This window comes from Streptomyces sp. MH60 (genome assembly GCF_002939385.1).
Classification (GTDB): domain Bacteria; phylum Actinomycetota; class Actinomycetes; order Streptomycetales; family Streptomycetaceae; genus Streptomyces.
On sequence record NZ_MULI01000024.1, the window covers coordinates 61,849 to 88,791 of the forward strand.

At 68.3% G+C, this 26,943-nt stretch carries 47 protein-coding genes; 44 read left to right on the top strand and 3 right to left on the bottom strand.

What is annotated here, in order from left to right:
- The 39 genes from BZZ08_RS17510 to BZZ08_RS39855 all read left to right on the top strand — a co-directional run bounded on the left by BZZ08_RS17510 (position 1) and on the right by BZZ08_RS39855 (position 20,519).
- Positions 1-444 (top strand): hypothetical protein, encoded by a 444-nt coding sequence (locus BZZ08_RS17510; protein WP_104633170.1) that lies wholly within the window; start codon positions 1-3, stop codon positions 442-444.
- Positions 441-611: a hypothetical protein gene (locus BZZ08_RS38835; RefSeq protein WP_157953345.1), complete on the top strand. Its 171-nt coding sequence runs from the start codon at positions 441-443 to the stop codon at positions 609-611. The genes BZZ08_RS17510 and BZZ08_RS38835 overlap by 4 nt, the downstream gene beginning before the upstream one ends.
- Positions 608-1,147: a hypothetical protein gene (locus tag BZZ08_RS17515; protein WP_104633171.1), complete on the top strand. Its 540-nt coding sequence runs from the start codon at positions 608-610 to the stop codon at positions 1,145-1,147. The genes BZZ08_RS38835 and BZZ08_RS17515 overlap by 4 nt, the downstream gene beginning before the upstream one ends.
- Complete coding sequence (locus BZZ08_RS17520) at positions 1,140-1,664, top strand: hypothetical protein (RefSeq protein WP_104633172.1); 525 nt, start codon at positions 1,140-1,142, stop codon at positions 1,662-1,664. The genes BZZ08_RS17515 and BZZ08_RS17520 overlap by 8 nt, the downstream gene beginning before the upstream one ends.
- Before the next feature lie 66 nt (positions 1,665-1,730).
- Positions 1,731-2,513, top strand: a complete 783-nt coding sequence (locus BZZ08_RS17525; protein WP_104633173.1) for a recombination directionality factor — start codon at positions 1,731-1,733, stop codon at positions 2,511-2,513.
- A gap of 101 nt (positions 2,514-2,614) precedes the next feature.
- Complete coding sequence (locus tag BZZ08_RS17530) at positions 2,615-3,121, top strand: DNA cytosine methyltransferase (protein ID WP_104633174.1); 507 nt, start codon at positions 2,615-2,617, stop codon at positions 3,119-3,121.
- A gap of 79 nt (positions 3,122-3,200) precedes the next feature.
- Entirely contained in the window at positions 3,201-3,722 is a 522-nt protein-coding gene (locus tag BZZ08_RS17535) for a DNA (cytosine-5-)-methyltransferase (protein WP_241965499.1), read from the top strand.
- Between the two features lies 1 nt (position 3,723).
- Entirely contained in the window at positions 3,724-3,999 is a 276-nt protein-coding gene (locus BZZ08_RS17540; RefSeq protein WP_104633175.1) for a hypothetical protein, read from the top strand.
- Positions 3,996-4,751 (top strand): phiSA1p31-related protein, encoded by a 756-nt coding sequence (locus tag BZZ08_RS17545; protein WP_104633176.1) that lies wholly within the window; start codon positions 3,996-3,998, stop codon positions 4,749-4,751. Before BZZ08_RS17540 ends, BZZ08_RS17545 begins: the two co-directional genes overlap by 4 nt.
- A 75-nt stretch (positions 4,752-4,826) precedes the next feature.
- Entirely contained in the window at positions 4,827-5,576 is a 750-nt protein-coding gene (locus BZZ08_RS17550) for a phiSA1p31-related protein (protein ID WP_104633177.1), read from the top strand.
- 65 nt (positions 5,577-5,641) lie between these two features.
- Positions 5,642-5,920 (top strand): hypothetical protein, encoded by a 279-nt coding sequence (locus tag BZZ08_RS17555; protein ID WP_104633178.1) that lies wholly within the window; start codon positions 5,642-5,644, stop codon positions 5,918-5,920.
- Positions 5,917-6,117 carry a hypothetical protein gene (locus BZZ08_RS17560; protein ID WP_104633179.1) on the top strand — a complete coding sequence of 67 codons (201 nt, stop codon included), beginning with the start codon at positions 5,917-5,919 and terminating at the stop codon, positions 6,115-6,117. The genes BZZ08_RS17555 and BZZ08_RS17560 overlap by 4 nt, the downstream gene beginning before the upstream one ends.
- Positions 6,114-6,353, top strand: coding sequence for a hypothetical protein (locus BZZ08_RS17565; protein WP_104633180.1), 240 nt, complete (start codon positions 6,114-6,116; stop codon positions 6,351-6,353). Before BZZ08_RS17560 ends, BZZ08_RS17565 begins: the two co-directional genes overlap by 4 nt.
- Entirely contained in the window at positions 6,353-6,631 is a 279-nt protein-coding gene (locus tag BZZ08_RS17570; RefSeq protein ID WP_104633181.1) for a hypothetical protein, read from the top strand. The genes BZZ08_RS17565 and BZZ08_RS17570 overlap by 1 nt, the downstream gene beginning before the upstream one ends.
- A complete protein-coding gene (locus BZZ08_RS39845) occupies positions 6,628-6,762 on the top strand; it encodes a hypothetical protein (protein WP_274543271.1) in 135 nt (44 codons plus the stop codon). Before BZZ08_RS17570 ends, BZZ08_RS39845 begins: the two co-directional genes overlap by 4 nt.
- A complete protein-coding gene (locus BZZ08_RS39010; RefSeq protein ID WP_198601544.1) occupies positions 6,759-6,926 on the top strand; it encodes a hypothetical protein in 168 nt (55 codons plus the stop codon). Before BZZ08_RS39845 ends, BZZ08_RS39010 begins: the two co-directional genes overlap by 4 nt.
- A 133-nt stretch (positions 6,927-7,059) precedes the next feature.
- Positions 7,060-7,212 (top strand): hypothetical protein, encoded by a 153-nt coding sequence (locus BZZ08_RS38840; protein ID WP_157953346.1) that lies wholly within the window; start codon positions 7,060-7,062, stop codon positions 7,210-7,212.
- A 76-nt stretch (positions 7,213-7,288) separates the two neighbouring features.
- Positions 7,289-7,597, top strand: coding sequence for a hypothetical protein (locus BZZ08_RS17575; RefSeq protein ID WP_241965500.1), 309 nt, complete (start codon positions 7,289-7,291; stop codon positions 7,595-7,597).
- Complete coding sequence (locus tag BZZ08_RS38845; protein WP_157953347.1) at positions 7,594-7,761, top strand: hypothetical protein; 168 nt, start codon at positions 7,594-7,596, stop codon at positions 7,759-7,761. The genes BZZ08_RS17575 and BZZ08_RS38845 overlap by 4 nt, the downstream gene beginning before the upstream one ends.
- Positions 7,762-7,856: 95 nt before the next feature.
- The gene (locus tag BZZ08_RS17580; RefSeq protein ID WP_104633209.1) at positions 7,857-10,328 is read left to right on the top strand and encodes a phage/plasmid primase, P4 family; all 2,472 of its coding nucleotides are present in this window, start codon (positions 7,857-7,859) and stop codon (positions 10,326-10,328) included.
- Positions 10,325-12,253: a DNA polymerase gene (locus BZZ08_RS17585; RefSeq protein ID WP_104633183.1), complete on the top strand. Its 1,929-nt coding sequence runs from the start codon at positions 10,325-10,327 to the stop codon at positions 12,251-12,253. Before BZZ08_RS17580 ends, BZZ08_RS17585 begins: the two co-directional genes overlap by 4 nt.
- Before the next feature lie 89 nt (positions 12,254-12,342).
- The gene (locus BZZ08_RS40120; protein WP_446750261.1) at positions 12,343-12,660 is read left to right on the top strand and encodes an HNH endonuclease; all 318 of its coding nucleotides are present in this window, start codon (positions 12,343-12,345) and stop codon (positions 12,658-12,660) included.
- 268 nt (positions 12,661-12,928) lie between these two features.
- Entirely contained in the window at positions 12,929-13,291 is a 363-nt protein-coding gene (locus BZZ08_RS38605; protein WP_133169205.1) for a DUF7169 domain-containing protein, read from the top strand.
- Positions 13,260-13,481: a hypothetical protein gene (locus BZZ08_RS17595; protein ID WP_104633185.1), complete on the top strand. Its 222-nt coding sequence runs from the start codon at positions 13,260-13,262 to the stop codon at positions 13,479-13,481. Before BZZ08_RS38605 ends, BZZ08_RS17595 begins: the two co-directional genes overlap by 32 nt.
- Before the next feature lie 160 nt (positions 13,482-13,641).
- Positions 13,642-14,412 carry a sigma factor gene (locus tag BZZ08_RS17600; RefSeq protein ID WP_104633186.1) on the top strand — a complete coding sequence of 257 codons (771 nt, stop codon included), beginning with the start codon at positions 13,642-13,644 and terminating at the stop codon, positions 14,410-14,412.
- 40 nt (positions 14,413-14,452) lie between these two features.
- Positions 14,453-14,599 carry a hypothetical protein gene (locus tag BZZ08_RS39015; protein ID WP_198601545.1) on the top strand — a complete coding sequence of 49 codons (147 nt, stop codon included), beginning with the start codon at positions 14,453-14,455 and terminating at the stop codon, positions 14,597-14,599.
- A 451-nt stretch (positions 14,600-15,050) separates the two neighbouring features.
- Positions 15,051-15,422: a hypothetical protein gene (locus BZZ08_RS17610; protein ID WP_133169206.1), complete on the top strand. Its 372-nt coding sequence runs from the start codon at positions 15,051-15,053 to the stop codon at positions 15,420-15,422.
- Between the two features lie 65 nt (positions 15,423-15,487).
- Entirely contained in the window at positions 15,488-16,072 is a 585-nt protein-coding gene (locus tag BZZ08_RS17615; RefSeq protein WP_104633210.1) for a TerD family protein, read from the top strand.
- 131 nt (positions 16,073-16,203) lie between these two features.
- On the top strand, positions 16,204-16,368 hold the full coding sequence (locus BZZ08_RS38850; RefSeq protein ID WP_157953348.1) for a hypothetical protein: 165 nt from the start codon (positions 16,204-16,206) through the stop codon (positions 16,366-16,368).
- Positions 16,369-16,480: 112 nt separating this feature from the next.
- Positions 16,481-16,630 carry a hypothetical protein gene (locus BZZ08_RS38855; protein ID WP_157953349.1) on the top strand — a complete coding sequence of 50 codons (150 nt, stop codon included), beginning with the start codon at positions 16,481-16,483 and terminating at the stop codon, positions 16,628-16,630.
- 2 nt (positions 16,631-16,632) lie between these two features.
- Positions 16,633-17,256 carry a hypothetical protein gene (locus tag BZZ08_RS17620; RefSeq protein WP_104633189.1) on the top strand — a complete coding sequence of 208 codons (624 nt, stop codon included), beginning with the start codon at positions 16,633-16,635 and terminating at the stop codon, positions 17,254-17,256.
- A gap of 31 nt (positions 17,257-17,287) precedes the next feature.
- On the top strand, positions 17,288-17,995 hold the full coding sequence (locus BZZ08_RS17625; protein WP_133169207.1) for a hypothetical protein: 708 nt from the start codon (positions 17,288-17,290) through the stop codon (positions 17,993-17,995).
- Between the two features lie 72 nt (positions 17,996-18,067).
- Entirely contained in the window at positions 18,068-18,277 is a 210-nt protein-coding gene (locus BZZ08_RS17630; protein ID WP_104633191.1) for a hypothetical protein, read from the top strand.
- Entirely contained in the window at positions 18,265-18,444 is a 180-nt protein-coding gene (locus BZZ08_RS17635; protein ID WP_104633192.1) for a hypothetical protein, read from the top strand. Before BZZ08_RS17630 ends, BZZ08_RS17635 begins: the two co-directional genes overlap by 13 nt.
- Positions 18,445-18,529: 85 nt before the next feature.
- Entirely contained in the window at positions 18,530-18,832 is a 303-nt protein-coding gene (locus tag BZZ08_RS17640) for a hypothetical protein (protein ID WP_133169208.1), read from the top strand.
- Between the two features lie 76 nt (positions 18,833-18,908).
- A complete protein-coding gene (locus BZZ08_RS17645; RefSeq protein WP_104633194.1) occupies positions 18,909-19,559 on the top strand; it encodes a DUF2637 domain-containing protein in 651 nt (216 codons plus the stop codon).
- 219 nt (positions 19,560-19,778) lie between these two features.
- On the top strand, positions 19,779-19,910 hold the full coding sequence (locus BZZ08_RS39850) for a hypothetical protein (protein WP_274543272.1): 132 nt from the start codon (positions 19,779-19,781) through the stop codon (positions 19,908-19,910).
- Positions 19,907-20,392 (top strand): hypothetical protein, encoded by a 486-nt coding sequence (locus BZZ08_RS17655; protein WP_104633196.1) that lies wholly within the window; start codon positions 19,907-19,909, stop codon positions 20,390-20,392. The genes BZZ08_RS39850 and BZZ08_RS17655 overlap by 4 nt, the downstream gene beginning before the upstream one ends.
- A 4-nt stretch (positions 20,393-20,396) precedes the next feature.
- Positions 20,397-20,519 (top strand): hypothetical protein, encoded by a 123-nt coding sequence (locus BZZ08_RS39855; protein ID WP_274543273.1) that lies wholly within the window; start codon positions 20,397-20,399, stop codon positions 20,517-20,519.
- A 57-nt stretch (positions 20,520-20,576) separates the two neighbouring features.
- Here the strand turns inward: BZZ08_RS39855 and BZZ08_RS17660 are convergent, their stop codons facing one another.
- Positions 20,577-20,789 (bottom strand): DUF397 domain-containing protein, encoded by a 213-nt coding sequence (locus tag BZZ08_RS17660; protein WP_104633197.1) that lies wholly within the window; start codon positions 20,787-20,789, stop codon positions 20,577-20,579.
- Complete coding sequence (locus BZZ08_RS17665; protein ID WP_104633198.1) at positions 20,786-21,640, bottom strand: helix-turn-helix domain-containing protein; 855 nt, start codon at positions 21,638-21,640, stop codon at positions 20,786-20,788. The genes BZZ08_RS17660 and BZZ08_RS17665 overlap by 4 nt, the downstream gene beginning before the upstream one ends.
- Before the next feature lie 440 nt (positions 21,641-22,080).
- On the opposite strand from BZZ08_RS17665, the gene BZZ08_RS17675 reads away from it, so the two are divergent.
- Complete coding sequence (locus BZZ08_RS17675; RefSeq protein ID WP_104633199.1) at positions 22,081-22,362, top strand: hypothetical protein; 282 nt, start codon at positions 22,081-22,083, stop codon at positions 22,360-22,362.
- A 485-nt stretch (positions 22,363-22,847) separates the two neighbouring features.
- On the opposite strand, the gene BZZ08_RS17685 is transcribed toward BZZ08_RS17675, so the two are convergent.
- Positions 22,848-23,255 (bottom strand): CoA-binding protein, encoded by a 408-nt coding sequence (locus BZZ08_RS17685; RefSeq protein WP_104633201.1) that lies wholly within the window; start codon positions 23,253-23,255, stop codon positions 22,848-22,850.
- Positions 23,256-23,405: 150 nt separating this feature from the next.
- Between BZZ08_RS17685 and BZZ08_RS17690 the strand changes: the two genes are divergently transcribed.
- The 4 genes from BZZ08_RS17690 to BZZ08_RS17705 form a co-directional block, all read left to right on the top strand.
- A complete protein-coding gene (locus BZZ08_RS17690; protein WP_104633202.1) occupies positions 23,406-24,140 on the top strand; it encodes a hypothetical protein in 735 nt (244 codons plus the stop codon).
- A gap of 71 nt (positions 24,141-24,211) precedes the next feature.
- The gene (locus BZZ08_RS17695) at positions 24,212-24,838 is read left to right on the top strand and encodes a YigZ family protein (RefSeq protein ID WP_104633203.1); all 627 of its coding nucleotides are present in this window, start codon (positions 24,212-24,214) and stop codon (positions 24,836-24,838) included.
- 105 nt (positions 24,839-24,943) lie between these two features.
- Positions 24,944-26,107, top strand: a complete 1,164-nt coding sequence (locus BZZ08_RS17700) for an exonuclease SbcCD subunit D (protein WP_104633204.1) — start codon at positions 24,944-24,946, stop codon at positions 26,105-26,107.
- Positions 26,104-26,943: AAA family ATPase (locus BZZ08_RS17705; protein WP_133169209.1), on the top strand; the 840-nt coding region annotated here is incomplete at its 3' end. The genes BZZ08_RS17700 and BZZ08_RS17705, both read left to right, overlap by 4 nt.

The window sequence follows — 26,943 nt, forward strand, 5'->3', positions numbered from 1 at the left end:
ATGACCTACACCCTCGCCGACGCCGTCCGCGACGAGTTCGAGCGCACGCATCCGCGGGGCAAGAACACCCTCAAGTGCGTGCAGTGCTACCGGCGCAAGGACCGGGAGGAGTTCCGCGAGACGCCGTGGCATGGACGGGCCGCAGCGTGCAAGCGCTGTGAGGGCGTGACGTGGATGGTGCTCCAGTACGAGCAGCAGCGATGGGCGCTGGAGCAAGAGCGGGAGAAGACGCGGATGCTGCGGAGGCACGTCCAGCGGCTCCGGTTCCAGCGGATCTTGGCGTCGGTGCCGTCGTCGGCCGCTGCGCTGCGTGCGGCCGAGCAGCCGTACATGGATGCTCTGGAGCGCGCCCACCTCCGCATGTCGGCGGCAGTGGCCACGCTGCCCATTCCGAACCCTGAGCGTCGCCTGAAGCGCGCACGACTCACGAAGGAGAACCGATGAACAAGTCCGAAGCCTGGTACATCTACCGCACCTGGCGCGCGCAGTTCGAGCCTGAGAGTACGTGGCCTGTGATGGAGGCGCACGCGAAGCTCAGTCAGCGGCACCCGCATCTCTACCCGCCGCAGGTTCCGGAGACCTTCCGCGGGCCGAAGTGGGGGAAGCTGTGACGCCCCAACCAGGAGACTTCGCCCTCACCCGAATCAAGGGCCTGACCGGTGCCTTCGTAGCAGCCGGCCAGGCCCTCGTAGGTGATGCGGCTCCCGTTCAGCACGCCTTCGTCTACGTCGGCAACGGCTACATCGTCCAGGCCATGCCGGGCGGGGCGGAGAAGATCCGTCTCGACGAGGCGTCGGAGCCGGTTCTCTGGTCGACGGGCGCCTTCGACCTGACGGCCGCGGAGCGCATGCGGATCTGCTACGAGGCCCGGAGCCTCGTCGGGACGCCGTACTCGTTCCTCGACTACGGGTCGATAGCGCTAGCCCACTACCGCATCCGGCCCCGGTGGGTGCGGGAGTTCGTGGCGGACTCGGGCCACATGATCTGTTCCCAGCTCGTCGACGAGGTGCACCTCCGGGCCGGCGTGCATCTGTTCAACGACGGGCGACTCCCGGGTGACGTGACTCCGGGGGATCTGTACAAGGTGCTGCGCCCGAAGCGCGTGGCATCGACGGACCGGGATCTGAGGAGGCTGGCTCGTGGGTGATCAGTGTGGAGCGCCGGAGGTCTACGACAGCTCCGACGAGTACAACCGAGAGGACCGCATCGAAACGTACTACCAGGGCTGGGGCGCCCGTGAGATGGCGGAGCGCATCGTCGAGCTAGAGGACGAGCTAGGGGCGGACGTCGACGGCATCTGCACCGGCATGCACGCCGACGTGGCAGAGGCGCACGCGGAGGTGGAGCGGCTTCAGGGGCAGTTCAAGACTGCGCAGGAAGCCGTCAAGGTCGCTATGCGCTGGCTCCGAGACGCAGACTTCGAGCGCGACCGCTACCGTCTCGCCTGGCTCTCCGCCCGTCGCCGTGCCGCGGATGAGCACGTCTTCGGCATGGAGGCGCTCCAGATGCGTGACGACGAGATCCGGCGCCTGAAGGCAGAGCTGGAGGCGTCGCGTAAAACGACTCACGCGCCTCGTCTGGAGCACGTGGGCGGCGACGAGGACGGACCGGTCTACAAACTCGCCGAAAGTCCAGCGTCACATCCGGCCCCGATTACGACATAACTCATGTGTAAGGCCGAACGAACGGCCGCACACACCACGCACACCGCCAACGAGAGGCACTCACACATGGCCAACAACCTCAAGTCCATCTGGGACGCCGACCCCGACGCCGCTCCGAAGGAGGCCCCCTCCTTCTCCGACGACATCGCCGGCCGTTTCCGGTCCGGTCGCCTCGTCAAGACGGGGCGGACGGAGACTCCGGAGTCGCTCAACGAGTGGCGCGTGACCACCGGGGACCCCACCGTCGCCGCGAAGATCGCGGAACTCCTGGGCGGTGAGCCGGAGCCTTGGGAGACGGACCGTGAGGACAACATCGAGATCCTGACCGACGCCAAGACGGTTCAGATCATCATCGAGGCCGACGGCGTCGACGCGTCCTTCAAGCAGTTCGTTCCCGGCGCCGGGATGACGCACCACTGCGACGGCTTCACGTACCTGTCCCCGGACGAGGACAAGGGCCAGTCCTGCGGCTGCCCGTCGCTGATCGCGGAGCGGAAGCTGAAGGCGCAGCAGATGCGCGGTCCGAAGCCGTCCGTCGACATCACCTTCCGCGTGGCGGACGCTCCGGACCTGGGCAAGTTCCGCTTCAACTCCGGTAGCTGGAAGCTCGTGGAGGCTCTCGGCCCGCTGTTCGCCGACCTCGACAAGCACGGCAACGCCGGGGACGAGGAGAGCGGCGCCGACGGCGTGCCGGTGCGAGCCTCGCTGACGATCGAGAACGTCACCTACGTCCCGAAGAAGGGACCGCGCGCGGGTCAGACCGTCTCGTACAACAAGCCGGTGATCAAGGTCTTCGGACCGGCCGCCGCTGAGGCCGCGGAGGACGTGGACCTCAGCAAGGCCGCGTAAGCGCCACACGCAGTACGGGCAACACAAGGCGCCGCTCCCAATGATTCCGGCACTGGGAGCGGCGCCTCCCACGATTCTACGCACACTGAGGAGGAGAGACATTGCCGATCCTGAGCCTGTGTTCAGGCTACGGCGGGCTGGACCTGGCCGTCGAAGCCCTGACGGGAGACAAGACGGCTTACGTCGCGGAGGTCGACGAGGCGGCAGCGAAGGTGCTGGCCCACCGCTTCCCCCACGCGCCGAACATCGGCGACATCACTACCTACGACTGGACGCAACTCGTGGGCCAGGTCGACATCATCGCGGCGGGCTTCCCCTGCCAGGACATCAGCAACGCTGGCAAGCGGGAGGGCATCCATGGGAAGCGGTCAGGGATCTACGTCAACGTCATTGAAGCGATTCGCGTCCTTCGACCGCGACTCGTCTTCCTGGAAAACGTCGCGGCGATCCGGTCGCGGGGGCTCTGGCAAGTCGTCGCCGACCTGGCCGCGATCGGGTATGACCTCCGGTGGACATGCCTACGAGCTTCCGATGAGTCTGTTGGACTCGCCCACCACCGGGACCGATGGTTCGCCGTCGCGATGCCTTCCGACGCCCATTGCGGCTGACAGCAAGGACAGCGCGAGCTACCGGGCGGACGGGACGCCGTACAGCGCATCGAGGACCCGGCCCACTCTGACGGATGCCGTGCGGCACCTGCTCCCCACGCCCACCGCGCGTGACTGGCGTTCCGGCGCCTCCAACCTCCACGGGAAGAACGCCCGTCCGCTGAACGAGGTGGTGCTGCTTTTCAAGACCCCCACTGCACATCTCGGCAGGAACGGGGCGGCGCAGCATCCAGACAAGCGGAAGGCAGGCGGGCACGGCCCGACTCTCGATGACGAAGTCTCCTTCCTTCTGCCTGAGCCGGCGGAGGAAGTGCAGGACTGGGCGGACTTCGAGCCCGCCATCCGCCGTCAGGAAGCCGTCACCGGCCGCCGGGCACCCATCCCCACAGAGATCGGCCCCCGCGGAGGACGTCGGCTGACGTCTCGGTTCGCCGAGTGGCTCATGGGCCTGGCCGACGGATGGGTCACCGACGTACCGGGGCTGAAGCGGGCGGAGCAGATCCACAAGATCGGCAACGGCGTGGCGCCGCATCAGGCTTACGAGGCGTTCCGGCGCCTCCTGGACATCGACGTACACCAGACACTCACAGAGGAGAGCTGACATGGGCAAGGCCCGACTGACCGACTACACGGGAGCGGAGATCCACCCCGGCGCCCTCGTCTCCTACGCGACGCGACAGGGCAACCTCGTCCGCCTCTCGGAGGCCATCGTCCTGGAGCTGGAGAGCAACAAGGCGGCCGGCGTGGTCGTCCCGCTCGTCAAGGTGAAGCCGACGGGGCGCGACTCGGGGTTCATCAGCCGCAAGACACTCGCGGTCCAGACGGTCGCCGCGGATCGCATGGTCGTCATCGGTGACACGAAGGGGGAGAGCAAGTGACGGAGCGCTTCGAGGTGGGGCAGAAGGTACGGCACGACGGAAGGGGAGAGGTGGAGATCGCCTACGGCCCCTTCACCAACACCTTCGGGGCCACGCGGTACGTCATCCGCTTGGGGGACGGACGGGAGACCTACACCGGACCGGACAGCATCTCCGCCATCCCCGCTCCGCCCGCCTTCGCCGTTGGTGACGAGGTGAAGTACGAGTACGGCGGGGGCGGCAAGCTCGTTGCCGGCCCGTTCAAGTCGGAGCACCACGACGAGCCCATCTGGGTCGTGGAGAAGCCGAACGGCACCCACATGACACCGACGCAGAACAGCCTCACGAGGGTGGAGGCGCCGTCCGTAAAGGTGGGTGACCGGGTGCGGGTGGTGGAGGACGATCCGACCTATCGGACCGGCGAGTACGTCGGCAAGGTCGGCGTCCTTACGGCGGATTACTCCAGTAACGAGTACGACCACGCCCCTTACGTCGTCCAGTTCGGAGACGGCACCGGTAGCCACGGCACCTCGAACGGCAAGTGGTGCGTGAAGGCCGTCGAGCCCATCACCGACGAGGACACCTACGAGTACAACGGCGTGGTCTACGACCTGACGGCAACGTACCGGGACCGGGAAGGCGACTCCCTCCGCATCAAGCTCGTGAACGGCGTCCCGCGCGTGGCCTGGTTCGACAACACCCCCGACGAGTACGACGACACCCTGTCGGAGGCCCTGGCGCAGTACGGCCCCCTCACCCGCGTCACCGACTGATCAACCCGCACACCACGGCCCCCGGACATCGACGATCCGGGGGCCTTCGCACGAACCACTCACGGAGGAGAGAACATGGCGTTCAAGGTTGGCGACAAGGTGGAGCACGGAACCTTCGGCAAGGGAGAGATCGCCTTCGGCCCGTACCTGTCGGCGTTCGGAGTCGAGCAGTACCTGATGTTGGTGGAGGACGGTAGGCACTACGTCCTGCGGGCGGACGCCGACTTCAAGCCGGCCGCGAAGTTCGAGGTCGGGGACAAGGCGACCGGCGCCTACTCCAGGCGGGTGTACACCATCGTGGGCGGCCCCTTCAAGGGGACCACGGGTCGCACGTGGTACGCCACGGAGAACCGGGACGGCACGGTCGACCAGAACAGCGAGGGCAACCTTCTGGCCGTCACCCCGGAGCCGGCGAAGGACGAGGCCCTGAAGGTCGGCGACGTCGTCCGCATCCTGGAGGACAAGGCATTCGGCGCCGACGTCAAGGCGGGTGACCTTTTCGTGGTCAAGCGGTTCTGCGGAAACTACCCGGATCGGATCTGGGTCGACGCCGACTCCGGAGCGTGGACCGACGAGTGGGTCTTCCGCCCGCAGGACTTCGAGAAGGTGGCGGCCGACGAGGCGGCTGTGGTCGCTGACAAGATCTACGACCTGACGGCCCGGTACCGCGACACCGACGGCGATTACTGGACCTTCAAGGACGTCGACGGCACCGTCCGCGGGTACTGCGCGGGCAGCAACCGCGACATGTCCCGCATGATCGACTCCGAGAGCGACACCCTGGAGTCCGCGGCTCGTGAGTACGGCCCCCTCGTCCGCGTCTGACCCCCAGCCCCCGGTGACTTCGGTCCCGGGGGCTTTCGGCGTAGGAAGACCGAGAGGAGAGGCACATGGGGCCCGAACCGTTCGACTTTGACGAGCCGGAAGCGGCGCGACTTCGCAAGGCCGGGGAGCGCGCACTCTGGTACGCGCTCCGTCACGCGGGGTGGTCGGACACGCAGATACACAACGGCCTGCGCACTCACCGTGCGGGCGTCCTGGACGAGGCCGCGGAAATGGTCGCCAACCCCGCGCTCCGAACCGGGATGGGCTGGGAGAGCGCCGTAAAGGTGTTGACATCGGAAGCCGTGCGGATCCGCGAGGAGCGCACCTACGGAGACTCGGTATGACTGGCGCCTTCCACACCATCGACGCCGCCATGGCTCCGGCCCTCGGCGACGTCCGCAGCGCCGGCCCCGGTGATCTGGTCTACATCTTCCCCGACGCGACGAGCCGGAAGGACTTCCCGAAGTACTGGGAGGCGGCCGGTACGGCGATGAGCCGGGGAGCGCAGGTGGTTGTGATGAGGAGAGAGGAGAGCACATGAGGGACTCGTTCGGAACACGCATCGAATCCGGGGACTACGTCCTGTCAGCTGCCTCGTCCAGTGGCTTCTTCAAGCTGGGCGTCGTCTACCTGGCGCCGTCGGGGCGGCTGATGATGGAAGTCACCCGCTCCAACTGGGACCGCGCGGCCCGACGCAGTGAGGTCGGATCGAACGTCCTCGTCCTGCGCAAGGCGGACGGGACTGTGCCGACGGTCGTGGCGGGGGAGGAAGGCTGATGGCACGTCACACGGGCGACGACACGGAGACCTTCCGCGCAGTTCTGGAGTACGAGCAGCCGAAGCCCAACCCGGAGTACCACTATCGGCATCGCCGGGACGTGCCGCAGTTCCTCGACGAATGGGAGCCGCGTACGAGCTACATGGGTCCGTACTCGACGAGGGGTGCGGCCCGCGCGCAGATGAGCCGGCACCGACGGGAGACGCTGTGGGACGGTGCACGGCTCATCCGTGAGTACGTGCAGCGCTCACCACTGACGTGGGAAGACGTCACATGAACGTCCGCGAACCCGGCATGCGCATCGTCCACGCCCTCCCCGACCTGGAGCCCGTGGAGTTCGACAAGCCGCGCTGTGTGTATGCCTCGTGGATCACGGAAGAGCTGATGAGGGAGACGGAGGAAGGATGAGGGCGTACTACAAGCCGTCGACACAGCACAAGTACTGCATCTACCTCACGACCGAGGAGCGTGCGGAGCTACTGGAGGAGTGCGAAGGCGTCGACCCGGACCTGACGCCGAAGTGGGCAAAGGTGCTGGCGGCGTTGACGAACCCGCGAGACGGCTCCGCCTGATCTCCTCCACGCCCCCTCCGCATCTGTGGAGACCCTGTGCCCAGCCGTAACCAAACAAGCGTTCCAATCGTTGAGGTTGTACGACACAGGCACCGGGTATGACGTGCGCATATTCAAGGGGTAAGGGGTCACGGTGACGGACGAACAGCGCGGGCATCTGACGTACGGCGGGAAGTCGTGGGAAGTCGAGTCGGCTCCCGTCGTCGTCGACGAGGACGGGGAGTCGCTCCTCCTCGAAGTGTGGGTCAAGAGAGGTGAGTCCATCGGCAAATCCAGCGAAGGCTAAGGGCACCGCGTGGGAGTCGGCCCTCGTCGCCTACCTGCGCGAGCATCACAACCCGGGCGTCCATCGGAACGTACAGATGGGCGCCCGCGACATCGGTGATCTTGATGGGTACTACCTCCACGCCGTAGAGGCGAAGGCAGAGAAGACCATCACCCTCGCCGACTACATCGCGCAGGCCAACCGCGAAGCCATCCACGCCGGCCAGCCGTTCGGCTGCGCGGTCGTGAAGCGGCGGATGAAGGGCACGGCGGACGGCTACGTCGTGAGGGACGTGCGGACGGACGTGCGGCTGATAACGCGGCTGAAGATCATGGAGGAGGCACTCCAGGACGCCGACTACGACCGCTGGTACGACATCGACGAGGAGCTAAGGGAGGCAGCGTGAAGACGCGCATCACGTTCACTGGGATTCTGGAGTTCGACGGCGAGACGGACCGTGATCCGGAGGAGGCCGTCGACATCGCCCTCCTGCGCGGTGACAAGCACGCGGATTACACCCTCTTCCACACCGGCCCCATACGGGCGGAGCACGTCGGCGACGACGAGTAGCGCGCAAAACGACTCACGCGGCAGCACCGCGAAGCACTGACACAGGGGGCGTCCTCCGGGGCGTCCCCTTCCGCATGCATGAGAGGGGAGAGACCTTGCGACTGTCCGAAATCCTGGGGCGGCTGGAGGGGGCGGAGGAAGATCACGACGGCCACCTTGCCCTGTGCCCAGTGCACAACGACCGGGCGCACCCGTCACTGAAGCTCACGCTCAAGGCGGACGGCATGCTCCTCATGGTCTGCCGTACCGGGTGCCCGAAGCCCAAGATCCTGGAGAAGATGCGACTGCGGGAGTCCGACCTCTACGACGTCGTCAACGACCTGGGCACGTCGACCATCAGCGCGAAGGCGCCGGAGAGCATCGGTCCCGGGGAGATTGCCGGGCTTCGCGTGTTCGTAGATGAGACGTCGGCTGCCCTGGAGCCGGAGTCGGAGGCGGCCTCCTACCTCTTCGACCGCTTCGGCGTCACGGCGGAGTTGGCAGAGGATCTGGGTGTTGGGTATGCGGCACCGGGCCGACGTCCTCAGCCGTGGCTCTCCCGGGGCTTCACGAGGTACCCCCGTGTAACCGTCCCCCTCTACGGCTTTGATGGTGTGGCGCGGGGGCTCCAGGGGCGCGACATCACGAAGCAGTGCACCGCGCGGTGGATGTCCCTGACGAACGTCGACGGGCGCCAGTGGAGCAAGTATGGCGTCCTGGTCGCTGGCACCGGATATGACGTCATCCTCGTGACGGAAGGCCCGGGAGACGGCCTCACCTCCGTCAGTGTCGGTTACGACGCGCTCCTCATCCGCGGTGCTGGTCTGGCGTCGAACGCGGCGCTTGTTGCTGAACTCGTTGAGAAGCTCCGCGGTCGTGACGTCATCCTCGCCTTCGACCCGGACGACGCGGGGGAGCGAGGGGCGAAGGCCCTTGCGGCGGCACTCATCGCGGACGGCAACCCGCCTCGTCAGCTCTCCTTTCCGAACCGTAAGGAGGACTTGACAGCTTGGCGCGAGCGCGACACCGCCGCCTTCCCTGGGCAACTCCACGCAGCCGTGCGCGCGGCATCCGTCGTCGAGCTGGAGGCACCGAAGTCGGAGCCGACGGCGGACGACGAGGACGACGTCAACGCCACTGACGCCGCCCTTCAGACCATGTCTCAGTCGGCGCGTGAAGCCTTCGACCTCACCGACGTCGGCGTGGCCGTGCGGCTCCGCGACTACATGGTCCGCTCTGGCGGGGGAGTGCGCTACGCCCCTGGGCTGGGCTTCCTCGTCTGGGACGGCAAGGTGTGGGCGCCGGGGGGCGACGAGGTTCGGACCGCTCTTCTTCGGATGGGCGCGGAGCTGATCGCGTCGGGCGATGACGGGGCGAGGAAGATCGCTCTGCGCGCGCTGACCAACCGGGCCATCGAAGACATCATCAAGGTTCTGCCCTCGGTGCCCGGAGTCCCGGCGTCGGCCAGTGACTTCGACGCGGACCCGGAGCTTCTGTCCGTCGCGAACGGGACCGTCAACCTGCGCACGAAGACGATGCGTCCGCACGATCCCGCGGACATGATCACGCGTCGCCTCGACGTCGCGTACCGCCCGGGTGCGAAGGCGGAGAGATGGCTCCAGTTCCTCGACGAGATCTTCCCCCACCACCCGGAGCTACCCGCGTACATGCGGCGGCTCATCGGCTACGGGATCACCGGATCGACGGCAGAGGAGTGCTTCGTCTTCCTCCACGGCGACGGCAAGAACGGGAAGAGCAAGTTCCTGGGCGCCCTCATCGACACCTTCAAGGGCGTCACAAAGTCGACGGAGTTCTCCACCTTCGAAAGCCGCGTGGGCGTCGGCCAGGCGTCGCCGGAGGTGGCGGCACTCCGTGGCGCGAGACTCGTGACGGCGAGCGAGACGGAGAAGTACAGCCGTCTTGCGGAGGGGCTCATCAAGCAACTGACCGGCGGCGACCCGGTGACGTGCCGCATGCTCTACGGCGCACCGTTCACCTACGTGCCGTCGTTCCTCCTCCTCGTCGCCGGCAACTACAAGCCCGCCATCCTGAGCCAGGACTACGGCATCTGGCGACGAGTGAAGCTCGTCCCGTTCGAAGCCTCCTTCAAGGGCGCGAAGGCGGACCTGAACCTTGCCGCCCGTCTCCGTGCCGAACGGGAGGGCATCCTCGCGTGGGCCGTCGACGGAGCCGCGGAATGGTACGCCCACGGCCTCCAGGAGCCTGACTCCATCGCCACGGCCACGCAGGACTACCGGGAGTCGGAGGACCGGCTTGCTGAGTTCCTCGTGGCCCGGTGCGTCGAGGAGCCGGACGCCCGTGTCGCCCCCATGGCCATCCGCCGGGCCTACCAGGAGTGGGCGGAGGACGCGGGACTGAGCCGGAAGGAGATCCTCTCCGGCTGGGCTCTGGGCGTCGAACTGGAGAGCCGCGACTTCACGAAGGCCAAGAGGGGAGGGCGCTGGGGCTTCGAGGGACTGCGACTCATGACCGACGAGGAGCGCGAAGCGATAGGGCGCCAGGAGGAGACCGACGACACCCCCGACGCACCGACCGACATCTTTGGACAGCCGAAGGAGGCAGCATGATTGAGCACAGCTTCCCCGTGCTGGGGGAGTCCATCCCTGTGCGTGTCCCTCAGACCGTCGACGACTTTCGCGAGTTCCAGCGGTACATCATCGACCGCGCGAACGCGGGGGAGCGGGTCGCATACGACACGGAGACCACCGGGCTCGACACGTTCTCCGCCGGCTTCCGCATCCGGACCGCACAGTTCGGCACGCCGGAGGAGGCGTGGGTCCTTCAGGTGGAGCTGGGTGACGATCTACAGCGGCTCGCGTCGTGGGCGCTGCGGACTCTGCCAGCTCTGTCCATGCAGAACCGTAACTTCGACATGCTGGCCTCCGACAGGCACTTGCCTGGCATCACGCTGGAGGAGCTGGCCCCGAAGACGCTCGACACGTACATCTTCAGTCACTTGTCGGACCCTCGCCGACGAGATCAGGGAGGCGTGGGCAACGGTCTGAAGGATGCGGCGGCGCACTACGTCGACCCGTCCGCCCCGGACACCCAGGGCGGACTGATCGAGGAGTTCCACAAGATCGGCTACACGAAGGACACCGGGTGGCCACACATCGACATCAACAACCCGTTGTACCTGAGCTACGCAGGCGGGGACGTCATTCTGACGTCTCGGGTCCTCCCGAAGGTCCAAGCTCGCGTGAGGGAGTTAGGGGTGAACCCCGCCCTCGTGCCCTTTGAACACGAAGTGGGATTCATCTGCGCTCTCGTCGAGCGGCGGGGCATGCGCATCAACCGCGAGTACACGACACGTCTCTCCTCCGAACTGGCGGAGGAGGCGGCACGGTGGGCAGCGGAGGCGAAGAGGTACGGCGTCGAGAACATCAACTCCACCCGCCAGGTATCCGAAGCGCTGCTAGGCATGGGGGAGGTCATCAAGGAGCGCACGGACGGAGGGGCCGTCCAGGTCGACGGCAAGGTGCTGAAGCGCCTGGCCGACGTCGACAAGGACTGGGAGCCCATCGAGTCGCGCACGCCCAACCCGTTGGCGATGGCGATCCTTCGCAGTAAGCGCGCGGCGAAGTGGCGCCTGAGCTACGCGGAGGCCATGCTCCGCACGGCGGACGAGAACGACCGCGTACACCCGAAGATAGGGGCGCTGGCCGCCAGGACGGCTCGCATGTCGATCAGCGACCCGCCCTTCCAACAACTCCCGTCGGGAAAATGGGAGGTCCGTCACTGCGTGGAGTCCGACGACGGGCACCGCATGATCTCCGTCGACTATTCGTCCGTGGAGCCGCGTGTGATGGCGGCTCTGTCCGGAGACGAGCGCATGACGGCCGCCATCCTGGAAGGCGCCGACCTCCACAACCTGACGGCCGCGAGCGTCTACGGCCCGGGGTTCACAAAGGGTCAGCGCAAGGTGGCGAAGGTCGTTCAGCTTGGGGTGGCGTACGGAGGCGGGGCGAAGACCATTGCCGCACAGACCGGCCTCACCCTCGCTGCCGCGCAGGATGCCGTGAAGGGATACAAGCGGACGTACCCGCGGCTCGCCCGCTACATCCGGCAGCTTCAGGGCCAGGTCATCCGCAACGGCTACACGCTGCGGACGCCCTCCGGCCGGCGGCTGGTGTTCGACCGGGACGCCGCCTACGCCTCGTTCAACGGGGAGATTCAGTCCACGGCCCGGGACATCTTCGCCCAGGGGATGTTGGCGATTCACGAGCGCGGGCTCACTCCTCATGTCCTACTCCCGGTGCATGACGAAATCGTCGCGGATGCGCCGGAGAAGGACGCGAAGGAGGTGGCCCGGGAGATCGGAGAGGCCATGGCGACCGTGATCCGCGGCATCCCCATCGACACAGACCCGGACGTCGGGGGGCGCACCTGGGGCTCGCTCTACATGAAGAAGGCAGCAACGATGCTGGAGCACGACGAGTGGTACGCGGCGCACCCCGACGAGGCGCGAGCGGCGGAAGAGGCGCGTAAGTGACCCCCGCTCGCCTGGCACCCTCAATCACACGGGGCCGCACCGCAGTTGACCGCACGGTGGCGGGATTCCGTCCCCCTGCCGTGCGGTCCGTGGCCCGCCCCATCCGCGTCACGCCCTCTCTCCGGCCACCGGAGCCCCCGCTCTCCCCCTCCCGTCGTGACGTTCTGCGACGGTGGGAGGAGGCGGAGGACTGGTCTTGTGCCTACTGTGACGCCTCGTTTACACAAATGGTTGTAGCGGAGGTGGATCACGTCCGTCCGCTTGCGAGGGGCGGCGTTCACGAGTGGCTCAACTTGGCGCCGGCGTGCGCTACATGCAACCGCGCGAAGGGTGACCAGGATGTCGTGTCATGGATGTCCAAAAGTGCTGGTGAGGGCTTCACGTCCCACGCCCGGTCCGTCACGTAGGGCGACGCGGAACGGTCGCGACACGTTGTGGGGGACTTGTGAAGGTAACGACTTCATAACGCAAACTGGTTGAACTCTGAGACATGTCGGCCGACATAACCCCAGGTGAGATTGGTCGACCGACATAAGCGGTCTAGACGAGTGGCCGGTTTGAATCGGACTTTCCATCACATAGCGGCGCAGACAACGGACTTGATCCGGCCGCATGCTCATTGCCTGTGGAGGTTGTGTGACTTACAGTCCTGATCACGTCGCAGATGGACACCGAATGTCAGAACTGATCGACGCGCTGATTCAGGCGGCGCTCGAAGTCCGGCAGTTCGTGACCGTCTACGACGACGCAGCAGACATGCCGGGCCGACGGCCTGACGTGGATGCGGACGGCACGGGGCGGATGGCGACACGAGACCCGGGCCGGCCCACGGAGGCGACGGCGCTCGACGAGCGACGTACCGCACTACAGGCAGAACTCAAAAATGGCGCCGAATGGCTCGCCTACGCAGTGGCAGCGACTCGCGGCGTCTCCGCATCCATGGATCGTGCGCTTCTCCAGTGGGAGGGGGAGGACACGGCCCTCCATTTCCCAGGGGGAACCACAATTGATCATCGTAACGGGGCCGCAGGACAGTGACGAATCGATCGGCTTCCTCGCGGAGATGGCGGGGCTCCTGGGAGCGGTTCCCGCGTTCAATGCCGTACTCCAATGGGCCACGGCCACGGTGCTCTACTGCCTCGCCGGCTGGGAGAAGTGCTCAGCGGCCGTAGCTGACGTCTCCCTTGCGGAGTCGTTCGGACTCGACATCAAGTACCTGGCCGTCTGACCCGCGTAAAACGACTCACGCGGCGCGCCCCCGTTCCGACGCGGGACGGGGGCTTTCGTCTACCCCGAACACTGTGTGACTCAGGTCACAAAACACGAGCGTCACATTCGCTCCGGATTACGACACAACACAAGTACAAGGCACACACGGAGGAGATCACATGAGCCGCGACCAGATCAACGCCGACCAGATCCGCGCCGCGCAGGGCGGGGACAGCGACGCCATGTGGCAGATCGTCATGGGTCTGGACGCGACTCTCCGCGGCATCGTCCGCAGCGTCGCCCCGACCGCGAGCCGGGAGGACGCGGAGGACTACCTCCAGGAGGCGCGGGTCGTGCTGATCCAGCGCATCAAGGACTTCGACTCCGACGCCTCCTCCGCAGCGCTGATGACTTACGTGTACCAAGCGGCTCGCCGGGCCGTGACGGAGGCGCACATCAGCAACTCGTGCCCGGTATCCATCCCCGCGTCGGCCGCGATCGTCGTGCGGCACCTCCTGTGGCGTCACGGTGGCAACGTCGAGAAGGTCTGGGAGGAGCTGGAAGGCCAGAAGAGTGCCACTCACAAGATCTCCCGGGAGATGTTCGTCTCCCTCCTCGAAGCACTCGCGGATGTGACGAGCCTCGACGCTCCCGCCGGAGGAGATGACGCCGACGGATCCGGCCTCACGCTTTCCGACGTTCTCCCGGACCACTCCGCCTACGCCCCCGACTCCTTCGAGCGCGTCGACCTGGCCCGGTGGCTCATGACGCAGATCCCCCCGCGCCAGGCATACGCGCTCCGTGCCTTCTACGGCGTCGGCATGACGAAGCAGGAGGAGACGGAGACGTGCGACGACCTGGCCGTCAAGCCGACCGCCCTCCGCAAGCTCCGCTCCCGCGGACTGGACAGCGCCCTGACCGTCGCCACCGCGCACGGCCTCAGTGCGTGAAGCACACACCTGACCACAACCCACGACAGGACGATCAGCCATGAACCGACTCCCTTCCCTCGACGACTACGACCTCTCCGGCGTCCGCCCCGACGAAGCCGTCCTCTGGGGTGACGACGTGATGTACGCCGTCGAGGCCCGCAGCGACGGAGAGACCTTCGACGGCTACACCGTTGACACGCTCTAGTACGTGCCCGCCGCGTAAAACGACTCACGCGACTCGAAGTTACGAACTGAGGAGAGAACATGACCGAGTACACGGTTCGCTGCAAGTACGACGCTGACGATACCTTCATGGCGGTGCCGCAGAATGGCGACGGACTTGTCGGACTCCGGGCCCTCCAGAACGAGACGCTCAAGGTCTCTGCCTACGTCCGCCCGACGACGCCCGCACCTTCGCCCGCGGCATCCTCGCCCTGGCCGACGAGATCGACGGGGGAGAGGCGGAGGCGCCGGCCCCGACGCCCGACGTCAAGGTCGGTGACCGGGTCCGCATCGTTCGCAGTGCCCCTGGCGACCGTGGCCGCCACGAAGGCGACGTCGGCACGCTGGACATCGTCGACCCCGACGACTCCGTCCTCACGTACCGCGTGCGGCTGACGGACCGCACCACGTGGTGGTGCATGGAGGTGGAGCACGTGGGCGACACCCGTCCGAAGGTCGGTGACCGGCTCCGGGTGACGGAGGCTGGTGCCAACTGCGCGCCCGTGCGTGAGGGCCAGATCATCACCGTTCACGCGACCGACTACGACAACGACAACGGCGTTGACTACGTCCGTACCCGCCTGGGCGACGTCGACGAGTACGCCTACTTCATCTCCCTGGACAACGTCGAACCCGTCACCGACGAGCCGGCCGACCTCATCGAGAGCGCGGCGGACGCCAGCCCGGAGCCGACCCCCTCCTCCTCCTTCGCCCACCACGTCACCGAAGCGAAGCGCCTCCTGGCCGACACCGACCACACCGGAGCCGACGTCGTCGCCCTGGCCGTGGAGCTGGACGAGCGCTGACGCGTAAAACGACTCGCACACCGCCAACCACCAACGAAGGAGAGCACATGACCACCGCCACGAACATCGTCACCCTGACCAAGGACGACGGCGCCAACCCCCTGGACGGCGTCACGAAGCTGGGCATCGGCGCCTCGTGGGACACCACGACCGGGGGCTCCGGCGGACTGATGGGCTTCGCCCGCAAGGCCCGCGGCACCGACCTCGACGCCTTCGCCATCCTCATGAGCGGCAACGACCCCGTCCGCCTCGCCGGACTCGACGTCTCCGACCCCCTCCAGAACGGCGCCGTGACCCACTCCGGCGACAACCAGACCGGGCACGGGGACGGCGACGACGAGCTGATCGAGGTCGACTTCACCCGGGTGCCGCCGCAGGTGACCAGCGTCGTCTTCGTCTGCGCCGCGTACAAGAAGGGCTCCGACTTCCGCAAGGCGGCGAACGTCTCCTTCAAGGTCTACGACTCCTCCGGCGGCAGCACGGCGCAGGTAGCGGACATCTGGCCGTCGCTCCTGGGCTCCGGCAACGCCATCGCCGTGGCGAAGGCGGTCCGGGCCGGCTCGTCCTGGACGCTGGAGGTCATCAACGAGCGGGGGACGGTGCGGCAGGGGGATCAGGACAGCCTCCTCCGCTTCGCCGTCGGCAAGTAGCCGCGTAAGTCGTTTCACGCGACTTCCCCTCACGGGGTTGTGTGGTCGACATACGCCGTGCCATAGTCGTCTCATCGCAAGGCACACACGGGGGCTCCTTCCAGGAGGGGCCCCCAAGGGGAGGGAAGGCCATGAACGTCGAGACGATGAAGCGCACGCTCCTTCGCACGAACCGCTACGGGGCGACGCTCCAGACGCAGATGAAGCGAATGAGGGGCGCGGAGCGCAACGTCCGGAGCCCGCAGGGTCGGGAGCTGATCGCGTCGAACATGGTCTACCGCAAGCGGTACGCGTAGCACGTCGCCCCACGCTGACACGGCAGGCCCGCACACAGACGCCCCCAGCGTCGCGGGAGCGGTTCGAATCCGCCGTGGGGCACCAGAAAGACCCAACGACTTGGGAGAGCACATGAAGCGCAACCCCAACGACAACGCCGTCCGCGCCGCTTTCGACCGGTTCCACACCACGGCGTCGACGAACCGCAAGGCGGCCGTCGAGCAGCTCCACACCGACATGAAGCGCGCCGGGGGACCGGTGCCGCAGGACGAGGAGAAGTGACCATGCCGAAGCCCTCCCGACTCCCCTTCCGCGCAGCCGTCCTCACCGCTTCCGTGGCAACCGTCGCCGCCCTGGCGTTCACCATCGCTCCCGACGCACAGGCGCCGGCCTCTCCGCTCCTGAAGGACGTCGGCACGGCACCCGTCGTGACGCCCTCCCCGAACTCTCCGTCGCCGTTCCGTCCGGAGCCGCGGGAGCCTCGCCAGACGACGCGGGACGAGGAGCGCAAGACACTGACGCCGACCCCGTCCCCGACGGTGGTCAAGCCGTCGAAGAAGCCCGCCGTGAAGCGGCCCGGGAAGGCGCCCGCGGACATCCGCGTCAGCTTCTACCGAGACTGCACGGGCCACGCTCAGGAGTGCATCGACGCCGGCACGCTGACGATGTACGCCGGGCGCATCCTGGCCGGCCACAACTATCAGGGCTACCAGTGGCTTTCCCGCGTCCCCGTCGGCCGCACGGTCCGCGTCATCTCCGGCCCGCTCGCGGGGACGTACAAGGTCTACGGCCACCTGCGCATCAACCGTCAGGGCGGCAAGATCCCCGGCTTCGTGGGGAACCCGGCCCTCGTCCTCCAGTCCTGCGAGGGGAACGGGACGGGGTTCAGTCTCCTGCGTCGGGCGTAGTCGCGTAAGTCGTTTCACGCGGTGGGGTTGTGTGGTCGACATAACCCGTGCCATAGTCGTCGCATCGCAAGGCACTCATGGAAGGCTCATCATGGAGACGATCCCCACCGCCGAAGACATCAAAGCCCGCCGGACGGTCCGGTTCGCCGCGGGACACCTCTCGGCGCACGCCGACTGGACGGGCACGCTGGTGGGGTACAGCACCCTGTACGACACGGTTCACGTGTGCGTGGACGCACCGGGCAACTCGGAGTCGGGTAGCAAGATCACGTACAGCCGGAAGGATGTCGAGTGGTGTGAGCCGGCCCCTGCGGAGGAGGAGTCGGCCTCCGTCGGCCGCCGCGAGACCGTACTCCGCGTCGCCGACGAAGAGCGCATCGTCCGCACGGAGCTGGGCGGGCGCGTCCGCACCGTGAAGCAGCTCGAAACGGCACACACGAAGGCAGTGAAGGCGGCACTTGTCGAGATGCGTCGGGCGAACCTGGCCAACCTGCACCGCAAGGCCGACGAGCTGAAGCGGGCCCGGTGGTACCCGCTCCGCGACCTTGACGTGACGGAGGTTAAGAACAGCATCCGTCGCGCGGAGCGTGGCACCTTCCCGACCCACGGAACCCCGGGTGCGTCGACCGCGCCATTCCCGAGGGTCAAGTTCACCGACGAGATCCCCGCCTACCTCGTCGAGATCGAGCCGGGCCACTACGCGACGGAGGAGGCCGCGGAGTCGCTGGCCCTCTTCTAGCCGCACATGAGCCCCTGTCAATTCCGGTGACAGGGGCTCTTCCTGTACCGCCAACCACTCACAGGAGGAGCCATGCCCGCACTGCCCATCCCCGCCCGCGACGTCCGCCAGGGTGACCGATTCAGCCTCCACGGGTTCCGTCGCACCGCATCCGACGACGCATGGCCGTGGGGCGAGAGCAGCGCCAGCCTGGACTTCGAGGGTGGCGGCTACGCCATCGTGCCGGCCGACACGGAGATCGTCGTCAACCGAGCGGGGGAGGAAGTGCCGTGTTCCGCCTGACGTTCGAGGACGGACTGTCCTTCCTCGTCGACGAGGACGCGCGGCTCCACTTCCTCCGCCTGGCAAAACGCCGGGGCGACGAACTGACCCGGGTCCGCGGGGGCCACGTCATCACCCTCGCTGGCCGACGGGTGCGACGGGTGGCGCTGATCGCTGAAGTCGCGTGAGTCGTTTTACGCGACGGGGTTGTGTGGTCGACATAACCCTGTCATGCTGAGGGCACAGCGAAAGGCACTCGCGTAAGGGGAAATCGTGAACGCGCAGCAGATTAAGGCAGAGCAGTCTGAGATCATCGCCCGCGCATCCATCGGCCGTCTGAGTAACGAGCGCCTTGCCGAGACGTGGATGCTCACCAACGGCCAGCCCGCCGAGCGCAAGGTGACGATCCTGCGCGGCTGGCTCCTCGACGAGATCGAGACCCGCATGGAGCGCGCGACCAGCGTGTGGGGGGACCTGTTCCCCAACGAGATGCAGCGCGACCGCTTCGACGAGTGGCTGACCGCCGACTCCGCACCGGGCAACGACTTCATCAGCCCTCTGCCGTACCTGTCCTGACCCTGGAGCCCCTGTCAATTCCGGTGACAGGGGCTCCGGTCTACCACTCACCATCCACGCACACTTACGAGGAGCCATGAGAGCACTCCGCCGGCTGGACCCCCTTCTCATCCAAGCCGTCATCGCCGCCGCACTCTCCTTCGCCCACATCCACGACATCGCGGAGGCCGCGGGGCAGGGTGGATGGAAGGCGTGGGCCTACCCCGTGTCCGTCGACGTCCTCTTGGTCATGGCCTGGAAGCGCGTCCGGGACGCGGAGGAGGGCGAGTCCGTTGCCGCCGCGCGCCTGTGGTTCTGGCTCTCCCTCGCGGCGTCCATGAGTGCCAACGTGGCGACCGCCGGCGTCGTCGACCTGGAGCACCCTCCGGCGATGCTCCGTGTCCTCGTCGCCGCATGGCCGGTGCTCGCGTTCTTCGGCGGCTCGCTGCTCGTCCACTCGCGCAAGGGACATGCGGAAGTGGCCGACGAGGGGCCGCAGGAGGCCGCTGGAGAGCCTGTGGAGGCTCCGGAGGAGGGAGAGGCCGCCGAGTCCGTCCCGGCGCCTCCTGCGCCCGTTCTGGTGACCTACGCCGAAGCCGCCGACGTCGCCAAGGTGGCGTCCGAGACCATCCGCGGCGCTGCCAACGGTCCGAAGGCCCGCCTGACGAAGTACCGGACGAACGACGGACCGCGCGTCGACCTCGACGAGGTCCGTAAGGTCTACAACCTGCGCCCCGTGGGCGCGTGAGAAAGGGAGAGTCATGAGGGCACTGATCGAAGGACGTCACGGTGATTGGGCGCAGGTTCGTAGCGGCGCCGACGTACCCCCCGCGTTCGCTGACGAAGGGGTGTGGCTCGCTGTCACCGAGGGCCTGGAAGACGGTCACGCAATGGGGCTGACCCCCGCGCGGGCCCGTGAACTCGCTGCCGCTCTCCTCCGCGCGGCCGACGAGGCGGAGGGGCGGGCGTGAGCGACGACGAGCCGACGCCGGTCTACTACTTCTGCAACTCGTGCGGCGAAGAGGTCGACGACGAGGCCGCGGAGTGCTGTGACGACGGAGAGACTGAACCGTCTTACGACATGGAGGGGGCGCTGTGACAACCTCCATCACCTACGCCGACGGCCGGCAGGAGTCCGTCGGCACCGACCGAGGAGTCTTCGGCTCCCTCCTCCAGCTCCGGCGCGAGCGCAAGCAGCGTGAGGCACGCGCGGCCCGTGAGGCCCGGCTCGTCAAGCTGGACCGGGACATCAAGGCCCTGGAGACGTGGCACCACGAGTGGCGCCTCCGCTGGGACAAGGACTACCGCACGTTGCACCCGGGGGAGTGGTGCGGGTACCACAAGGGGCCGCGAACGGGGTGCGAGTGGCTGTGTACGACGACGAGGAGCTACGGCCGGATGCTGGAGCGTCGTCGGGTAGAGGGGGAGGATGTCGTCGACATCGTCACCTGGGACGGGCGAGTCGTCCGACGGGTGCCGGCTCATGCTTCCGGCACAGTGTCGCCGCTGACGACGGCGGAGCGACGCCAGGCGACGCGGAATGTGGTCGACTGGGTCCGCTCGCAGGTCGACGTACCCTAACCTCATGAGCGCACAAACCGGCCCGTGCACGAAGTGCCACGAGCCCACCCGCCGCTACGGACCCGGAGGGAACCCCCTCTGCCCGGAGTGCCTGGCCCTCGTCCGCGAGCGCCAGGGGAAGAAGTAGCACCACCACGAAGGCCCCCGCCATCAGGCAGGGGCCTTCTTTGCGTTGCGGGCTAGATCAGACGTCGCCGCGCTTCACGGCGTCGACGAAGCCCCACCACGAGTCGGCGGAGAAGAGGACCGCCGGCCCGGTGGGGGCCTTGGAGTCGCGCACGGGGAGAGCCGCAGGGACGGCGCCGTGGGCGACCTCGATGCAGTTGTTGTTGCCTCCGCTGTACGACGACCTGGTCCAGTCGAAGCCCGTCGCGGACGCGTTCGGGATCTTGGTCATGAGATGGAGTCCTTCAGTTGTTCTATGAGGTCGGCCGATGCGTCGAACGGCAACGCTGCGGCCCTCAGCCGCTCAAAGGCGCTGCCGTACCGGCGCACTTCCGCAGTGTCCTCGACGTACAACGCACTCGTCAGAGCCTCCACGAGGACGACGTCAAGATCCGCCGTCTCCGGGAAGCCCAGCACCGCGAAGGAGCCGCTCATCCCGGCATGCGGGGGAGCGTCGAGCGGGAGTACTTGAATGGACACGTGCGGAAGTCTTTGTTTGTCGAGCAGCGTTTGTAGCTGCTCCTTCATCATCTGTGGCTGGCTCTTGACCCGGGGACGGAGCGCGGCCTCGTGGATGACTGCCCACAGCTCCAGGGGCTCCCGACGGGAGAGGACGGACTGACGCGCCATGCGGACGTCGACGAGCGCGTCAACCTCCTCCGGCGTGGAGTCCATCCGGATGGCTTCGATCGTCGCGCGGGCATACGCAGCCGTCTGGAGGAGTCCCGGGATCAGGATTGACTCGTAGGTCCGCATCGAGCGGGCGCCGTCCTCCAGGCTGATCAGGTCGGCGTAGGCAGGAGAGATGATGTCGCGGTAGGTCTGCCACCATCCGCGCTGACGCCCGTGGCGGGCCATGTGGTGGAGGACGTCACGCTTTGCGGCGTCGGTGATGTCGACGACGTCCATCAGCTCGTCAAGGTCACCGGGCTTGATCCCCAGCCGGCCCTTTTCGATGCGGTTCAGCTTCGAGGCAGGCCACCCGAGACGCTCTGAGACGTCGGAAATCTTCAGCCCGGCGGCGTCACGGTGACGGGCCAGCTCTCCGCCAAGCTGTCGCGTGCGCACTGTCGGCTCACCCATTGCGCCCCCTCTCGTGGCCATCTTCTCGCCGCGTACTGCGACGGGGCTACAGCTTTCCACAGCGGACCGGGTCCCGCTTAGATCAGAATGCAATTTTGTAGATGTTGCCCGTCGGGTTGCAATCCTCGTCCGACTGGCGACACACTAGACGTGCCATTCCGCACACGGCGAGTCACCGAATGTACGGGGCTTCGTTGTGACGTGTGCCTGATTCCGGGAGGTGGGGGAATGGCGTTACGGAGTGCACTGCCTGAAGCACCGGTCTCGCTGACGGACCCTTTGGACGAGGTTGCAAAGCCCGCCCCCGGGTGCGACGTATGCGGCGCTCTCGCGCGGCAGCGGGAGGAGGCGCTCGACGCAAGCGGGCGTTTCTATGACCCGTCGAAGGCGTCGGATCTCCTCGTCGAGATCGGCCGTCACCCGCACAAGGAGGGGCGGAAGTGACGAGCAGAGATCCGTTCCCCGAAGTCTCCTCCGGCGAGGAACTCGACGACGTCTGGGCCGGCGACTACATCGAATGCGTCGGATGCGTCGACATGGTCCCCATCAAGCCCGGCATGGACCCCGTGGAGTGGGCGAAGAGGCACGCCTCCGAGAGGCCGTGGCACACGCGCTACCGGACAACGCGGATCGTCAACTTCAGCGTGACGCCGAGCAGTGCGCCCGCGGGCTATCCGACGGGACTGTTCCCGGCGCTGGAGCCGGAAAGGCGGCAGGCATGAGCGCGTGCGGAGTCTCCAAAGCGCTCCCCGACGACGCGAAGCCTCCGCCGGATGCCGAGCAGGCTGACGTGTGGGAGGGCGTAACCGTGGTGTGCGACGTCCCGGCCCACGACGAGCCGGCGGAGGCTGTCGTGCACTGCGGCCCGATCGTCGTAGACGGAGTGTTCCGTGGCGTCCACTACTGGGGGCCCGGCTTCACCCCTCCGTACATCTGACCCCCACAGACCCGCGGACCGGGCGCCCGTGCGTCCGGCTCGCGGAGGGCGCGACGGGGAGTGTGGCGCCCCCGTTGAGGTCGGCAGGGCGCCAACCTCAGCACTCCTCGTCCGCGCCCCGAACCCGCACCCCTGGTAAGCACCTCTCCCGCCAGGGGTGCGGGGGTTCCCGCCCGACGCCGACACCCTCAGTCAGTCAGGGGGTTCGGGCGGATGAAGCCCCGCTCACTTCCGTACCTTGCCGGAGATGAGCGGGGCTTTCTCATGCTGCTAACGTAGGGAGTTAAGCTCGATCGCCGGGCAGCGGTCCATCACCATCTCCAGGCCCGCGGCCCGGGTCCGCCCGTACGCCGCCTCGTCGACCACGCCGAGCTGGAACCAGACCGCCCGGGCGCCCTTGGCGACCGCCTCGTCGGCGACCGGCCCGGCCAGTTCGCTGTTGACGAAGACGTCGACGACGTCCACGTCGAACGGGATGTCCGCGAGCGAGGCGTACCCCCGCTCTCCGTGCACCTCCTCCGCCTTGGGATGCACGGGCACGACACGCTTGCCGAAGCGCTGCAGCACCTCGGCGACGCCGTACGCCGCGCGCTGCCGGTTGTTCGACAGGCCCACCACGGCCCAGGTGTCGCCCAGCTCGGTGAGGATCTTGCGGACGGTTGCCTCGTCGCCGTACACCGGCGGCCTCCTCGTGCTTCCGGGCACCCCGCGGATCGGGCCACCCGGTCCGCACAACGGACGGCGACGTGCCGGGATTCCCGAGCGCCGGGCGGGACGCGGCGAGCGCGCCCCGGTGCGCGACCACGCCGTCCCGCCTACGCTCGCCTCGTGCTGCGCATCATCGACGCCCGTACCGGAGGACCCGTCCTCGCCGCCCCCGCCCGCCGGGCCCCGACCCGGGTCGAGGCGCACGTGCCGGAGCGCGACGCCACCGCCCTGCGGGTCCTGCTGGCCGCGGACCTCCTGGCGCGGGCCCTGGAGCTCGACGGGACGCCCGTGTGGACGGTCCTGACCGGCGTGGCGGAGCGGGACCGGCTGCGTGAGGACGCCGCCGCGCTCGGCGTCCGGCCCTTCGAGGACGGCCCCGCCGCCGGACACGGGGCGGGCCCGGGGCAGAGTCTGCGCGTCGTGGCTGAAGGGGCGGGCGAGGGCGGGGACCGGGACGCCACCGACGTGACGACGGTCGCCGTCGCTCCGATGCACCCGGCCGACCCCGACCTCGCCGACCCCGACGCCGTGCGCCTCGTCCTGCTGGAACGGCACCACCACGCGCGCGTGGAGCTGGACGCGGCCGCGCTGGACGAGGCCCGGGACACCCTCGCCCGCCTGCGCCGCGCGGTCGCCGACTGGGCCCGGCGCCCTTCGCGTCCCGTACCGGGCGAGGTGCGCGACCGGCTGCGGGCCGCCTGGGAGGACGACCTGGACGCCCCGGGAGTGCTGCGCGTCCTGCGCCAGGTGGAGACCGACCCGGACCTTCCGGACGGAGCCCGGTTCGAGATCTGCGCCTACGCCGACCGGTTCCTCGGCCTCCACCTCACCCGGGACGTCGGCTCCGCACCGTGACCACGGACACCGCCACCGGCCGCGACGACGCTGCCGGGGGACGCGGCGGGGCGAGCGCATAGGCTGGCCGGATGCAGGACGAGTACCGCACGGTCGCCCGCGCGGGTGTGCACGAGACCGAGATCAACCGCTCGCGCTTCCTGTGCGCCCTCGCCCCGGCCGCCACCGAACAGGACGCCCAGGCGTTCATCGCGGGCGTGCGCAAGGAGCACGCGGACGCCAGCCACAACTGCTGGGCGTACGTCATCGGCGCCGACGCCGCGGTCCAGAGGGCGAGCGACGACGGCGAGCCGGGCGGCACCGCGGGTGTCCCGATGCTCCAGATGCTGCTGCGCCGCGACATGCGGTACGTCGTCGCCGTCGTCACCCGGTACTACGGGGGCGTCAAGCTCGGCGCGGGCGGCCTCATCCGCGCCTACGGCGGAGCGGTCGGCGAAGCCCTGGACGACCTCGGCACCCTCACCCGGCGCCGGTTCCGGCTGGCCACGCTGACCGTCGACCACCAGCGGGCCGGGAAGCTCCAGAACGACCTGCGCACCGCCGGCCGCGCGGTGCGCGACGTGCGGTACGGCGAGGCCGTCACCATCGAGGTCGGTCTGCCGGAGGCCGACGTGGACACCTTCCGCTCCTGGCTCGCCGACGCCACTGCGGGCTCGGCCGGGTTCGAACTGGGCGGAGAGTCCTACGGCGACGCGTGACAAGGCGGACAACCAGGGCGTAACAGGGCTTAGTGGAATGCGGTTGAGGGGCGAAACGGGAGTTACCTCCCGGGCTGTCGGACCCTCCCGTTAGTCTCGGGGATCATGCGACTGCTGCACACTTCCGACTGGCACCTCGGCCGGGCGTTCCACCGGGTGAACATGCTCGGCGCCCAGGCCGGGTTCATCGGCCACCTCGTCGAGACCGTGCGCGAGCACGCCGTCGACGCCGTGGTCGTGTCGGGAGACGTGTACGACCGCGCGGTGCCCCCGCTCGCCGCCGTCGAGCTGTTCGACGACGCACTGCACCGCCTCGCCGACCTCGGCGTGCCCACGGTGATGATCTCCGGCAACCACGACTCGGCCCGCCGTCTCGGGGTCGGCGCCGGGCTCATCGACCGGGCCGGCATCCACCTGCGCACCGACCCGGCGGGCTGCGGCATCCCGGTGGTGCTGACCGACGCCCACAGGGACGTGGCCTTCTACGGGCTGCCGTATCTCGAACCGGCGCTGGTGAAGACCGAGTTCGGTGTGGAGAAGGCGGGACACGAGGCCGTGCTCGCCGCCGCCATGGACCGGGTGCGCGCCGACCTGGCCACGCGCGCGCCGGGCACCCGTTCCGTCGTCCTCGCACACGCCTTCGTCACCGGCGGCGAGCAGAGCGACAGCGAGCGGGACATCACCGTCGGCGGGGTCGCCGCCGTGCCCTCCGGCGTCTTCGACGGCGTCGACTACGTGGCACTGGGGCACCTGCACGGCTGCCAGACCCTCACCGAGCGGGTCCGCTACTCCGGCTCGCCGCTGCCGTACTCCTTCTCGGAGCACCGGCACCGCAAGAGCATGTGGCTCGTCGATCTGGACGCCGACGGGTCGGTCACCGCCGAGCGCCTCGACTGCCCGGTGCCGCGCGCGCTGGCCCGGTTGCGCGGCAGGCTGGAGGACCTGCTCGCCGACCCGGAGCTGACCGGGCACGAGGACGCGTGGGTCGAGGCGACCCTCACCGACCCGGTCCGCCCGGACGAGCCCATGGCCCGGCTCACGGAGCGGTTCCCGCACACGCTGAGCCTCGTCTTCGACCCCGAGCGGGCCCCCGACGAGCCCGGCGTGTCCTATGCCCGGCGCCTCGCCGACCGCAGCGACCAGCAGATCGCGGAGGACTTCGTGACCCACGTGCGCGGCGCCGGGCCCGACGACCACGAGCAGGGCGTGCTGCGGGACGCCTTCGACGCCGTGCGCGCGGACGAGAACGTGCGGGAGGTGGCCCGGTGAGGCTGCACCGGCTGGACATCACCGCCTTCGGGCCCTTCGGCGCCGGGCAGAGCGTCGACTTCGACGACCTGTCGGCCGCCGGGCTGTTCCTGCTGCACGGCCCCACCGGCGCCGGCAAGACCTCCGTCCTGGACGCCGTCTGCTACGCCCTGTACGGCTCGGTGCCGGGCGCCCGGCAGGGCAGCGGCCAGGGCATCACACTGCGCAGCGACCACGCGGCCGCCGGCACCCGCACCGAGGTGCGCCTCGAACTGACCGTCGCGGGGCGCCGGTTGGAGATCACCCGGCAGCCGCCCTGGGAGCGGCCGAAGCTCCGCGGCAAGGGCACCACCGTCGACAAGGCGCAGACCTGGCTGCGCGAGTACGACGCGACGACCCGCGCCTGGAAGGACCTCAGCCGCTCCCACCAGGAGATCGGCGAGGAGATCACCCAGCTGCTCGGCATGAGCCGCGAGCAGTTCTGCCAGGTCGTGCTGCTGCCCCAGGGCGACTTCGCCCGTTTCCTGCGCGCCGACGCCGAAGCACGCGGCAAGCTCCTCGGCCGCCTCTTCGACACCCGGCGGTTCGCCGAGGTCGAGAAGCGCCTCGCCGAACGGCGCCGCACCACCGAGGCCCGGGTCCGCGAGGGCGACGCCACCCTGCTGGCCGACGCGCACCGGATGCAGCAGGCCGCCGGTGACGCCATGGAGCTGCCGGAACTGGCCCCGGGCGAACCGGGACTGGCCCAGGCGGTCCTCGGCGCCGCCGCCGTCGCCCGCGGCACCGCCCGCGAGCGGCTCACCATCGCCGACGGCCGGCTCGCGGCCGCCGAGTCCGCCCGGGCCGCAGCCGGACGC